Origin of the sequence: Bartonella sp. SD1336NMGDW (assembly GCF_042193565.1) — a bacterium.
GTDB lineage: Bacteria > Pseudomonadota > Alphaproteobacteria > Rhizobiales > Rhizobiaceae > Bartonella > Bartonella grahamii.
This window is the reverse complement of record NZ_JBHILW010000013.1, coordinates 30,995-42,778: the sequence shown is the minus strand read 5'-3', so window position 1 is coordinate 42,778 and position 11,784 is coordinate 30,995. Positions and strand designations below refer to the sequence as shown.

Genomic DNA, 11,784 nt, shown 5'->3' with positions numbered 1-11,784 from the left:
ACTCCTTTATGAAGCGTAAAGATCGTGGTGCTCAATGGATTTACCGTTATACCATTCACGGACACCACCGTGAAATGGGATTGGTTGCCTTAAGAGATGTTTCTATAAGACAATGCTATCCTGTTTTCTCATGATCATAATCCTCAATCTAACAAAGATGAAACAAACAATAGGATTGCAAATATGATTTGGGGAGCTCATCTGAAAGATGAAAAATGATAAAAATCTCCGCTATAAAAATTAAAGAAGAAACTATTCGTTGAAACGTAACTTCTTTATTTTAGAATTTTTATATAACACTTTACTGTTGAGATGCATAACCGTTAAAACGCATGACCACGATCTGTAGAATTAAGCTTTGGCGAGAAAAACATTTCAGTATCTGCTTGTAAAACATTTTTACAATTTTTAGATTCCTTAACAGCTTGTCCTGAAAGAAAACACTTCTTTCCCCATTCTTCCCTTAATTTTGCATCTTTCTTAAAATCCTCTACGCTATAAGTTTTTTCACACCCCACAGCGAATAATAGAGCCATGCATAATAAAATAATTTTTTTCATTTTACCCTCTTTAAATACCTTATCTGTTAACATCATCCCCCAAATGGGTGTTAAGTTTTCATACTGTATGAGAAGACAGCCTTACTATCACTTACTTGCTTTCAAAGTGAGCACTCTGAGTAAAATAACGTAAGAAGAACTCACGACAGCCATCGTATGAGTTTGTCATAAAATATAATGAGAAGAAAAAAGCCCAAACTGAGTAAAAATGACAAAATCAGAAGACGCACTAATGTTTTTTTCCAACTGATTTCAAATAGTCACATTGCGATAGGAACCGCGCCCCTCACCCTATAAAAAGCCTATGAGCATTATAACGCTTAGTATCACGATCAATAGACTACAAAGCCATTACAAAAAAGTATGAGCTCTTTTTACCTATTCGTATGTTGATTATTGTTTCCCCCATCGAATGCTTAAATAAAAACATCTTGTAATATATAGAAAACAATCAACAATGCAAATCATTTTTACGAAGATTTCTTCGTGTGGAGTCTGTTTGAAATCCATCTTTTAGAAGTCTGAATTTAGAAGCAGATAATTATGAAAGCTTTTCAAGGAATGAAACAGTTTGATCACTCTTAAAGAAGTAAAAAAACGTGATCCAATCCTGAAGACAAAATTCTGATGAAAAAACTTTTGCTAGGAATTCTTTTAAGGCACTGTAAAATATTCTATCCGTTATATCAAACGTTACGCCATTTTGGGATCTATTCATTTTTCACTTTTATCAACTCTGCTCTAGAAATCCATTTCTTGAGCGTTTTTTATCGTCTCATTTTCTCCTTCAAACACAAATACTCAAAAACGTTTTGCCACCAACAATGAAATTTTCCTGCTTTTATAAAACACATAAGTAAAAATAGAAGAGCGATTTTGAGAGCCCCCCCTTGAAAATGGAAATATTATCCATTTACTTCACAAGCGGAAATAATCTCACGGTTTATTCAAACTTTCCCTATGGTCTTTTGCCCTATGCTCTGGTGCAATTTTATTGATAAAGTTTTCTCTATAAAAATTTAAGTAAATATGTTCGTTAAAGCCAATCACGGATTTTCAAAGGGGTTGTAAGATCCATTATCTCGCCGCCATTTTAAAGGTTCAGTGAAATCACTTGACCAAAGACCGATCTTGTTGTTGCGTGCTTTTTCTTCCGCATGATAGTACTGAGTTGGAATAGGATCTTTTCCCTCTTTTGAGAGGACCAACATACCTTCTGTAAGACCTGCCTCAGCTAAATCAACCCCTTGAACAAAACATTGCGCATAATAAACACCATTGTGCATCACAGCCTGTTTACAGGATAAATCCTGCCCAAGTGTTTTGGTGACAAGCCAAGCCGTTGTAACCGCACCACAGGGCCATTCTTGATCATTTAATCGTGCTTTTTGGCGTGGTGCGCACGTGTCTACACCATAAAGATGAATATCACGGGTGATATATGAGCGCCAAGATTGTGCAGCAGGCGTCAGTAATTTAAATGTAACCCCACTTGTAACAGAGGCCTTACCATGAAAAACAACAGCATTATTTGCAACATCGTTTGATGAAACACTCTTCTGCAAATCGAGAACTGGTTCATTTTTTTCTAATTGCTGTTTGGTGATAGATTTAACCAACTTTTCTTCTTCTCGATTTTTTTCTTTTCGATAAAAATTGAGAATATCTTGTATATCTTGCATCTCAAATGTTTTAAGAATACTGAAATCTATTTTATCTTTATACTGGCTTAATCCCCACACTATGGAGCCCATAATGTAAATAATAACAATCAATTTAAATAGCATTTCTTAACACGCTCGCTCAAAAAATTCATTGTTTTTCTATCCTTTCACATTATTTATCACCAATCCCCTTGTTTTTAAAGAAAAAATTCAAATATCTGTGTTGCATATTAACTACACTTTGTAAAGAATAATATTCCTTCTTGCATTGTTTTAATATTGTTATCTTTACAAATGAGTACAACTTAAAATTGCCATTTTCATGTAACACAATCCCAATTTGAAAAGACTTCTGTCTCTTTAAGAAAAAGAGTTTGAGAGTGAACAGATCCACTATCAAGGCTTTTAAAACAAACAAACGAGAAGAATTAAACTGTTATCAAATGACAGCATTCTCCAGTTTGTTAGAGGAAATGGAATGTCGACATATGAACAAATATTATTTGTTAAAGAGAGGTAAAATGACAGATAATAGATTCCAAAACATCATTTTTATCGTGACCATGCTGCTTTTTACGGCAGTTTTTGTATCTGATCTTTCTTATGCTGCTCCTGCTGCTAGTGGAGGTGGTCTGGGAAATCTTGATGGTGTTTTAGGCAACATTGTCACAATGATGACGGGTGCAACGGCAAAGCTTATTGCAATTATATGTGTTGCTGCTGTGGGGATTGGTTGGATGTACGGCTTTATTGACTTACGCAAAGCAGCTTACTGTGTTCTCGGGATTGCTATTGTTTTTGGTGCCCCTGCTCTCGTTGGTAAATTAGCGGGCACAACATAAATGAACGAAGATACTCTTTTCCTTGCCTGTACGCGCCCAGCCATGTTTGCTGGTGTTACAATGGAAGCGATGGCGCTTAATGTCATGGCGACATCCATTCTTTTTATTTTGACGAGTGATTTTACCATGTTTGGTCTTGGGATTGGGATGCACTTTATTTTGCGAGAAGTGACAAAGTATGATCACAACCAATTTCGCGTATTATTTGCATGGCTCAATACTCGAGGAAAACAAAAAAACCTCAACCGATGGGGAGGAGGTTCGACCTCCCCCTTGCGCCTTATCCGAACTTATAAGGAACTAAGCTGAAGGAGCCAAGCCGGTGAAACAGATGTCAATAATGAAACGGGAAACTTTGCCTGAAGAATATATTCCCTATATACGCTACATCAACCAACATGTCGTTGCTTTAAATTCACGCTGTTTAATGGTTGTGATGGCTGTTGAGGGTATAAATTTTGACACTGCGGATATTGATCAATTAAATTCTTTACACAACCAATTAAACACCCTTTTAAAAAATATCGCAGACGAACGGCTTGCTTTATATTCTCACATCATCCGCCGCCGTGAAACGATATACCCAGAAGGTCACTTTCTTTCATCTTTTGCAACAACATTAGATGAAAAATATAAAAAGAAAATGGTTTCGCAAGAACTGTATAGAAATGATCTATTTATTTCACTGCTTTGGAATCCGGCAGCGGATAAAACAGAAAAGCTGGTTTCATTTTTTCAGCGCTTGAGCAAAGCGAAGAAAACACAATCTGAACCCGATGAGGAAGCTATTCGTAAACTCGAAGAGTTAAGTCAAGACCTTATGCAAGGTTTAGAAGAGTATGAAGTCCGTCTGCTATCAATCTATGAACATGAAGGTATTTTATTTTCTGAACAAAGTGAATTTCTCCACCAGCTGGTGGGGGGAAGACGTGAGCGTATTCCTCTCACATTTGGAACTATTGCTTCAACGATTTACTCGGATCGTGTTATTTTTGGGAAAGAAATTATCGAAATTCGCCATGAAAGTAATGAACGCTTTGCTGGCATGTTTGGATGGAAAGAATACCCTTCTAAAACACGCCCTGGTATGACTGATGGTTTGCTTACGGTACCATTTGAATTCATTTTAACACAATCCTTTGTCTTTAAAAGTAAGGCGGCCGCCGGTGCGATTATGAGCCGCAAGCAAAATCAAATGATCAATGCAGCTGACCGTGCTAGTTCACAAATTGATGCACTCGATGAAGCGCTAGATGATTTAGAATCAAACCGTTTTGTTTTGGGCGAGCATCACATTTCTTTAGCTGTTTTTGCTGATCATCCCAAAATATTGTCTGAAAACTTATCAAAAGCACGTTCCCATTTAACCAATGGGGGAGCCGTAATTGCCAGAGAAGATTTAGGATTGGAAGCAGCATGGTGGGCACAGCTTCCTGGAAACTTTAGCTATCGTGCGCGTTCAGGCGCCATTACCAGCAGAAACTTTGCCGCTTTATCGCCCTTCCATTCTTTCCCCGTTGGCAAACTGAACGATAATGTTTGGGGGGCTGCTGTCGCATTGCTAAAAACACAGGCTGGTTCACCTTACTATTTTAATTTTCATTATGGCGATCTTGGAAATACGTTTGTTTGTGGCCCATCGGGATCTGGTAAAACAGTGATTGTTAATTTTCTTCTTGCACAATTACAAAAACACAATCCAACTATGGTTTTTTTTGATAAAGATCAAGGAGCAGAGATTTTTGTACGAGCTGGAGGAGGGAAATATAAACCTCTAAAAAATGGGCAGCCCACAGGGATTTCTCCCTTAAAGGGCATGGAATACACTGAAAAAAATAAAATCTTTCTTCGTAATTGGATCTTAAAGCTGGTAAGCGCTGAAGGGCAAATCGTAACAGAAGAAGAGCGACAAGATATCGCCAAAGCCATCGATTCTTTAGAAAACTTACCCCCAACACAACGTTCTCTTGGTGCACTTCAACTGTTTTTTGACAACACATCAAAAGAAGGTATCGCCATACGACTACAACGCTGGATTAGGGGCAATGATTTAGGGTGGGTTTTTGATAATGATCAAGATGATCTCAATTTAAACGCACAGTTCATTGGATATGACATGACCGATTTCTTAGACAATGAAGAAATTCGGCGCCCCTTAATGATGTATCTCTTTCACCGCATTCTTGATTTGATTGATGGGCGGCGCATCATTATTGTCGTTGATGAATTCTGGAAAGCTTTGGAAGATGATTCATTCAAAGCTTTTGCGCAAGATCGGCTAAAAACAATTCGTAAACAAAATGGCATGATGCTCTTTGCAACACAAAGCCCTAAAGATGCTTTGAACTCAACAATCGCGCACACAATTATTGAGCAATGCCCCACCCAAATATTTTTTCCAAATCAAAAAGCAAATTACAATGATTATGTCGAAGCTTTCAAACTTACTGAGCGTGAATTTGAACTGATACAGTCAGAATTAAGCAGAGAATCTCGCCGTTTTCTCGTCAAACAAGGACAAAGTTCCGTCGTTGCAGAACTTAACTTACGTGGAATGAATGATGAGATCGCCGTTTTAAGCGGCACAACAAAAAACATTGAACTCATGAATGAAATTATCAACGAATATGGAGCAGACCCTGACAAATGGCTGCCCATATTTTATCAAAGGAGAAAAAATCAATGAAAAAATATGGCTTAGTTACACTGTTATCTTTTTCTTTTATTTCACATGCAATATCACAAACGACACCCGATGCGGATGAATATTATAAACAAGCACTCGAGAATACACAAAAATTAGATGCTGCAAAATCAGAAACAGCTGAAAGCGTATATAAAACTGCAACTGAAACTGCAAAAAAAATTAAAGCAATAAGTCATCAACTTGAACAACTTAAGTCACAAACAGATATAACAACAACAGAAGCTGTAAAAAAACCTAGCCTTGAAGAATTGCAGAAGCTTCAAGCTCTTCAACAAGAGCTTCAAGTAAAACTTTCTCTTCTTCAAGCCGATCTTCAAGTGGCTTCTCTAAAACTTCAGTCTCTTGATATGATTCAAGCAAGAGATACGAAAACAAAAGACGAAATGCGTGAAGAAAAGGAACAACAAAAACATAAATACCTTGAGGCACAATTAAAAGAAAAAGAAAAACAATTAAAAGAAAAACTTGAAAGTACGAGTACAAATGTCAGACTTTAGTTTTTCTCCATTTGAAAGCATTTCTGGGTATATTTTAACCCCTCTCGATAATGTGATGGACACAACGGTGAGAGGGTTATCTTCTGCTATTTCAGCGCCCTTAAATCTCGCCGCAATCATTTTTATCTTTCTTTATGGCTATAATGTTATGACAGGTCGCGTTGCGCTTTCCATGCATAGTCTTCTCAATAATGTTGTTAAAATCGTTGTTGTGACAACAATGGCAACGAATGCGGATACATTTAATACTTATGTCAAGGATATTTTCTTCAAAGATTTATCCAATGCTATTGGAAATGCGCTTAACAGCAATCCTGCAAGCTCCAATGTTTTTGATTATATTTTGTTAAAGGCAAATACTCGCTATCAAGAAGTTTTATACAACGCTTGGTTTTTTGAAAAGATCGTTGTGGGGCTTCTTGGTTCTATCATGCTTTTAGCCGTTATTCTTTTTTGTATAGGTGGTTTTATTGTGCAAATGTTTGCACAAGTTGCACTCGTAATGATTATAGGTCTTGGTCCTCTATTCATTAGTTTATATTTGTTTAATGCAACGCGAAAATACACCGATGCATGGATTACAACTTTGATCAATTTTACCATTTTACAGGTTCTCGTGATCATGCTTGGAACAATTATATGTCAAGTTATCCTACAGGTTCTCAAAGTTTCATATGAATCAATCTATGTTCTTTTCCCCCCTGTCCTCGTCATTTCGATCATAGGGGTTATTATCTTCCGTGCGCTTCCCGGTATTGCAACAGCGCTGGCCTCTGGCGGACCATACTTTAACACTGGTGTCTCTTCAGGAGGACAGGTTTTCACAATGCTTGCCAATGGTGCAAGAACGAGTGCGAATACAGTAAAAAATGCCGCTTTACAAATCTCAGGTGCTGCCGGTAACGCTTCTAAAGGTGCGGCAGGCGCGGCAGCAAAAGCAGGAAGATCTGGAGGTGGTCGTGGTCGGTTTTAAGATAAAGCACCTCTTTAAAAGAATAAGCACTTTTGTTTTAGCCTTGCGTGCGCCCTTTGGCGCACGCGCCATGGTCCTGTTCCAGATAAGACCTAACATCTCGGGTCTTACAACAAAACCAATCAAAGTCTTGCATCACATAGACTTGTAAAAGTGTCCAAAATAAAGGCTCTCATGCATTGTATTCCAAGATATTTGTGAGTTCAAAAAATGAAACGAAAAATAACTTTTGTTATGGTCCTAACAATCGCTCTTACTGGTTGCGCCTCTTTGAGTGGCCCCAAAAAACCACCACGCTGTAATGGCAAACATACACGTGCTTTAAATAAAGATAAGTGGAATTGGGACAATCAAAACGTTGTCCACCCAGAAAAGAGCGTAAAGACTGTTACAACTCCTATCATTCTCAATACTTTGGAAAGTGAAAAAGCAACAGCCAATTCAGCTTTATTAAAGCCGGTTATTCATGAAGCACGATCTGATAAAACTGTGGAGGTTACGCGTGAAAAGTGATGCCCTTGAAGAATATATAAAAGAAGCCCGCTCATTTGACATTGATCGCATGCATAGCATGCGCGTGCGAATGAAAATTTCCATGGCTTTAACAGTGCTTTTTGGATTGATGACGATTGCGCTGGCTTTAGCTGTCGCAGCTTTGACGCCTTTGAAAACGGTAGAGCCTTTTGTTATCCGCGTTGATAACTCAACAGGCATTATTGATACTGTAAGCGCCCTCAAAGAATCCCCTAACGACTATGATGAAGCGATAACGCGTTATTTTGCCAGCCAATATGTTCGTGCCCGTGAAGGTTTTCAAGCATCCGAAGCAGAAAACAATTTTCGCTTAGTTTCTCTTTTATCTTCTCCAAAAGAACAAAACCGTTTTGCAAAATGGTACGCGGGCAATAATCCAGAAAGTCCGCAAAATATTTATCATAACATGATTGCTACCGTCACAATCAAATCAATCTCTTTTATAAGCAAAGATCTTATCCAAGTTCGTTACTATAAAACGGTCAGAGACTTTAATGAAAAAGAAAATATTTCCCATTGGATTTCAATCTTAAATTTTTCCTACGTGAACGCACACATTTCAACATCTGACCGTCTCATCAACCCACTTGGTTTTCAAGTATCGGAATATAGATCTGATCCAGAGGTGATAAAATGATCAGACTTTTACAAACAATCTTTTTAATTTTTACGATTACTCTCAGCTTTCACACAGTCCTCTCATTTGCGGAAACAGCGCCTGTCAGTGCACGTAAAGATAACCGCATCAGATTTGTCAATTATGACCCTTACAACGTCGTACAAATCATTGGCTCCATTCGCTCTTCAGTTCAGCTAGAATTTGCCGATGATGAAAACGTGACCTATGTAGGAATTGGAAATTCCGTTGCTTGGCAAGTTGCGCCGGCTGGTCACTTTGTTTTTCTCAAGCCGCGTGAAGTCCAACCTGTGACCAATTTACAAATTGTCACAAGCCGCCAAGATGGTACACAACGCTCTTATCAATTCGAGCTGCAAGTCCGTGAAGGCGATGTTTCAGCCGGCAATGAGACGTATTTCTTGGTAAAGTTTCGTTATCCAGAAGATGAAGCCTTACGTAAGAAATTAGCCGAAGCAGAAAAAGCAAAACAACGTGAAGAAAACTTTGTCAATGATGTTTTAAATATCCATGAAGATTTTGGACCACGCAATTGGGCTTATGAAGCCCAAGGCTCATCCCTCATTGAACCTGCGTCTGTCTATGACAATGGAAAAACAACAACCTTTACCTTTTTAGGCAACATTGAAATCCCTGCCATTTACATTGTATCGCCTGATGGGCAAGAAGCTCTTATTCCCAAATCGATTAAAGGCAACAAAGTTATTGTTCATGCAACAGCTGCACAATTCACGCTACGGCGTGGGAATGAAGTATTGTGCATCTTTAATAAAAGGTTCGTACCAGAAGGAATTAACCCTGAAACAGGTACGACATCACCATCTGTACAACGTAAAGTGAACCTAGGAAGCAGCCATGAATAACGCCGTGGATGAAAAAAGCATCAATGATCGCGATACAATAAAAAATGCTCAAGGAAAAAGTCAACAGAACAATGTAGGGAAAGCTATTGCTCTTATTATTCTTTTCAGTGTCTGTCTTTATTTAGCCTATTCAACACTTGTTACAGAAAAAAAACAACCAATTGAATCTTCAAAAGAAGGAAAAGTTATAAAACAAACAGAGCTTTTTCGCCCTGCAAAGCCTACCCCCTCCCCCCTTGAACAGCCTCAACGAAATAACGCTCTATTGCCAAAAGTCGAGCTACCAACACCAAACATCAATCAATTAAATTCTGATGACTCACTTCTGGAAGCAGCACAACGTGCTCCTGTATTAGCTTATGCAAATACACAACAAGGCAAAATAGATTCACAAACAAATAATGGTGTATTGCCTCACCAACTTGAAAGTAAACCTGATGAAACGACACAACGTTTTAATCATCTTCTCAAACCCACAGTGCTTGAAGGTATTCGTGCTTCAACCCTTGGCAATCGAAACTACATCATCGCGATGGGAACTTCTATCCCTTGTATTTTAGAAACAGCCATCAACAGTGATCAACAAGGTTTTGCCAGTTGTATCGTCTCCAGAGATATCTTATCAGACAATGGTCGTGTTGTCCTTCTTGATAAAGGTACCCAAATTGTTGGTGAATATCGCGCCGGCTTGAAAAAAGGCCAAACACGTCTCTTTGTGCTATGGAATAGAGCAAAAACCCCTAATGGTATCATTATATCCTTAGCTTCACCTGCAACAGACAGTTTAGGGCGTTCTGGTATAGATGGAGATATTGATAACCATTGGCTCGAGAGGATTGGATCTGCGCTTCTTGTCTCCCTGATAAAAGATGCGACAAACTATGCCAATAAACGTTTAGCAAAAAAACAAGAAAAAGAAGAAACTGAAACAATCTCTTCCGGACAAAACATCGCAAACATTCTCGTAGAAAATTACGCCAATATTCCTCCAACATTATCCAAAAACCAAGGGGAAATGGTGAATATCTTTGTTGCCCGCGATTTGGATTTTTCCAGCGTCTATAAATTGAAAGTCATCGAAAATAAAAAACAGATTACCAATCGAGCTGTTTCAAGAAACTTTTACAAAAATTCTGTGATACCTTTAAAATGAACTCAAACTTACATACCATGAGCGATGAAACCATCGCGATTGTTCTCACAAAACTTGAACCCATCCGTGCTTTTTTGAAAGATGAAAGTCTTTTTGAAATTGTTATCAATCGTCCCTATCAAGTAATGACGGAAGGTATTGATGGATGGAAAACAATAGAAGCACCGGCTCTCTCTTTTAATGAGCTTATGGGGATTGCGAAAGTTGTCGCATCCTATTCCAAGCAAAACATATCAGACAAGAATCCAATATTATCGGCTACTCTGCCAGGTAATGAGCGCATTCAAGTTGTTATTCCGCCGGCTGTCGAAAAAAACACGATTAGTATGACAATTCGCAAACCATCATCGCAGAGTTTTTCTCTCGAAGAGCTCGCGAATAAAGGTCTGTTTTCACTGTGTGAACAGATATCTTTCACGCCATTGAATGATTATCTTTCTCGTTTTAACGAACTCAAAATCATCGAGCATAACTTAGCTCATGCCTACTGCAATAAAGACTTTGTCTCCTTTTTAAATCAAGCTGTAAAATGCCAGAAAAATATTTTAATTGCAGGAAAAACTGGTTCGGGTAAAACAACATTATCAAAAGCATTAATCGCCAAAATTCCTCAAGAAGAGCGTATTATTACCATTGAAGATACACAAGAATTGGTGATACCGCACCCTAATCATGTCTCGATGTTCTATTCAAAAGATGGACAAGGCTTAGCCTCTGTTGGACCCAAAGAGTTGCTTGAATCATCTTTACGGATGCGTCCTGATCGTATTCTTTTGCAAGAACTTCGAGATGGTACAGCCTTTTATTATATCCGCAATGTCAATTCAGGTCATCCAGGTTCCATTACAACGGTTCATGCCTCAACAGCCCTTGCTGCCTTTGAGCAAATGACCCTTTTGGTCAAAGAAAGTGACGGAGGAGGTGATTTAGAGCGTGATGATATTCGAGGACTGTTGATTTCAATGATTGATATCATCATCCAATGCAAACGGGTTGAAGGAAAGTTTAAGGTCACAGAAATTTATTATGATCCCTTCAAACAACGAAACATCTTTGGAGGAGACTAAAAGAAGATCACATCGGTTGCTAAAGGCTCTTTTAAAGCAACGATTGCACATAAAAGGAAAAATGCATGGAAACCAAAGCAACAGAAAACAGCGAAAACCTTTTACCTATGACAGTAGAAGAATTAAAACAACGCCGTGAAGCGGTTGAAGCAGCCATCAGCACCCATGCAATAGAGGGAATAGCGCTACATTCCAAAACGCTAAAAATTTTAGAAGAATATGCAAGGGGGAATATTTCACTCGAGGAATTTAATACTCTCATGGACAACGTAACATTATAAGGAAGC

13 protein-coding genes are annotated in these 11,784 nt (G+C 38.3%); 11 read left to right on the top strand and 2 right to left on the bottom strand.

Annotation, left to right across the window (positions count from 1 at the left end; all coding sequences use genetic code 11):
* Positions 1–323: 323 nt before the first annotated feature.
* Positions 324–560 carry an EexN family lipoprotein gene (locus ACFIKH_RS07400; protein ID WP_375626376.1) on the bottom strand — a complete coding sequence of 79 codons (237 nt, stop codon included), beginning with the start codon at positions 558–560 and terminating at the stop codon, positions 324–326.
* Between the two features lie 1,046 nt (positions 561–1,606).
* Complete coding sequence (locus ACFIKH_RS07395) at positions 1,607–2,347, bottom strand: hypothetical protein (protein WP_375626378.1); 741 nt, start codon at positions 2,345–2,347, stop codon at positions 1,607–1,609.
* Between the two features lie 398 nt (positions 2,348–2,745).
* Here ACFIKH_RS07395 and ACFIKH_RS07390 point away from each other — a divergent pair, with 398 nt between their 5' ends.
* From ACFIKH_RS07390 to ACFIKH_RS07340, 11 genes are all read left to right on the top strand, one after another.
* Complete coding sequence (locus tag ACFIKH_RS07390; protein ID WP_375626379.1) at positions 2,746–3,066, top strand: TrbC/VirB2 family protein; 321 nt, start codon at positions 2,746–2,748, stop codon at positions 3,064–3,066.
* Complete coding sequence (locus ACFIKH_RS07385; protein ID WP_212112790.1) at positions 3,067–3,375, top strand: type IV secretion system protein VirB3; 309 nt, start codon at positions 3,067–3,069, stop codon at positions 3,373–3,375.
* Between the two features lie 22 nt (positions 3,376–3,397).
* Positions 3,398–5,752 (top strand): VirB4 family type IV secretion/conjugal transfer ATPase, encoded by a 2,355-nt coding sequence (locus ACFIKH_RS07380; protein WP_375626425.1) that lies wholly within the window; start codon positions 3,398–3,400, stop codon positions 5,750–5,752.
* Positions 5,749–6,270, top strand: coding sequence for a type IV secretion system protein VirB5 (locus ACFIKH_RS07375; RefSeq protein WP_375626381.1), 522 nt, complete (start codon positions 5,749–5,751; stop codon positions 6,268–6,270). The genes ACFIKH_RS07380 and ACFIKH_RS07375 overlap by 4 nt, the downstream gene beginning before the upstream one ends.
* On the top strand, positions 6,257–7,243 hold the full coding sequence (locus tag ACFIKH_RS07370; RefSeq protein WP_375626427.1) for a type IV secretion system protein: 987 nt from the start codon (positions 6,257–6,259) through the stop codon (positions 7,241–7,243). The genes ACFIKH_RS07375 and ACFIKH_RS07370 overlap by 14 nt, the downstream gene beginning before the upstream one ends.
* A gap of 210 nt (positions 7,244–7,453) precedes the next feature.
* The gene (locus ACFIKH_RS07365) at positions 7,454–7,756 is read left to right on the top strand and encodes a type IV secretion system protein VirB7 (protein WP_375626383.1); all 303 of its coding nucleotides are present in this window, start codon (positions 7,454–7,456) and stop codon (positions 7,754–7,756) included.
* The gene (locus ACFIKH_RS07360) at positions 7,710–8,414 is read left to right on the top strand and encodes a virB8 family protein (protein ID WP_273788313.1); all 705 of its coding nucleotides are present in this window, start codon (positions 7,710–7,712) and stop codon (positions 8,412–8,414) included. Before ACFIKH_RS07365 ends, ACFIKH_RS07360 begins: the two co-directional genes overlap by 47 nt.
* Positions 8,411–9,277, top strand: coding sequence for a P-type conjugative transfer protein VirB9 (gene virB9, locus ACFIKH_RS07355; RefSeq protein ID WP_375652012.1), 867 nt, complete (start codon positions 8,411–8,413; stop codon positions 9,275–9,277). The genes ACFIKH_RS07360 and virB9 overlap by 4 nt, the downstream gene beginning before the upstream one ends.
* Complete coding sequence (gene virB10, locus ACFIKH_RS07350) at positions 9,270–10,430, top strand: type IV secretion system protein VirB10 (RefSeq protein ID WP_375652011.1); 1,161 nt, start codon at positions 9,270–9,272, stop codon at positions 10,428–10,430. Before virB9 ends, virB10 begins: the two co-directional genes overlap by 8 nt.
* Positions 10,427–11,497 (top strand): P-type DNA transfer ATPase VirB11, encoded by a 1,071-nt coding sequence (virB11, locus tag ACFIKH_RS07345; RefSeq protein WP_015856713.1) that lies wholly within the window; start codon positions 10,427–10,429, stop codon positions 11,495–11,497. The genes virB10 and virB11 overlap by 4 nt, the downstream gene beginning before the upstream one ends.
* A gap of 65 nt (positions 11,498–11,562) precedes the next feature.
* The gene (locus ACFIKH_RS07340) at positions 11,563–11,778 is read left to right on the top strand and encodes an antitoxin VbhA family protein (protein WP_375671343.1); all 216 of its coding nucleotides are present in this window, start codon (positions 11,563–11,565) and stop codon (positions 11,776–11,778) included.
* The last annotated feature ends 6 nt before the right edge of the window (positions 11,779–11,784 follow it).

Bases quoted from the DNA above. Each gene is read 5' to 3' on its own strand.
- ACFIKH_RS07370 (WP_375626427.1), top strand. From the start codon at position 6,257: ATGTCAGACTTTAGTTTTTCTCCATTTGAAAGCATTTCTGGGTATATT.
- ACFIKH_RS07340 (WP_375671343.1), top strand. From the start codon at position 11,563: ATGGAAACCAAAGCAACAGAAAACAGCGAAAACCTTTTACCTATGACA.
- ACFIKH_RS07390 (WP_375626379.1), top strand. From the start codon at position 2,746: ATGACAGATAATAGATTCCAAAACATCATTTTTATCGTGACCATGCTG.
- ACFIKH_RS07365 (WP_375626383.1), top strand. From the start codon at position 7,454: ATGAAACGAAAAATAACTTTTGTTATGGTCCTAACAATCGCTCTTACT.
- virB10 (WP_375652011.1), top strand. From the start codon at position 9,270: ATGAATAACGCCGTGGATGAAAAAAGCATCAATGATCGCGATACAATA.
- ACFIKH_RS07400 (WP_375626376.1), bottom strand. From the start codon at position 560: ATGAAAAAAATTATTTTATTATGCATGGCTCTATTATTCGCTGTGGGG.
- virB9 (WP_375652012.1), top strand. From the start codon at position 8,411: ATGATCAGACTTTTACAAACAATCTTTTTAATTTTTACGATTACTCTC.
- ACFIKH_RS07360 (WP_273788313.1), top strand. From the start codon at position 7,710: ATGAAGCACGATCTGATAAAACTGTGGAGGTTACGCGTGAAAAGTGAT.
- ACFIKH_RS07395 (WP_375626378.1), bottom strand. From the start codon at position 2,347: ATGCTATTTAAATTGATTGTTATTATTTACATTATGGGCTCCATAGTG.
- virB11 (WP_015856713.1), top strand. From the start codon at position 10,427: ATGAACTCAAACTTACATACCATGAGCGATGAAACCATCGCGATTGTT.
- ACFIKH_RS07385 (WP_212112790.1), top strand. From the start codon at position 3,067: ATGAACGAAGATACTCTTTTCCTTGCCTGTACGCGCCCAGCCATGTTT.
- ACFIKH_RS07380 (WP_375626425.1), top strand. From the start codon at position 3,398: ATGTCAATAATGAAACGGGAAACTTTGCCTGAAGAATATATTCCCTAT.
- ACFIKH_RS07375 (WP_375626381.1), top strand. From the start codon at position 5,749: ATGAAAAAATATGGCTTAGTTACACTGTTATCTTTTTCTTTTATTTCA.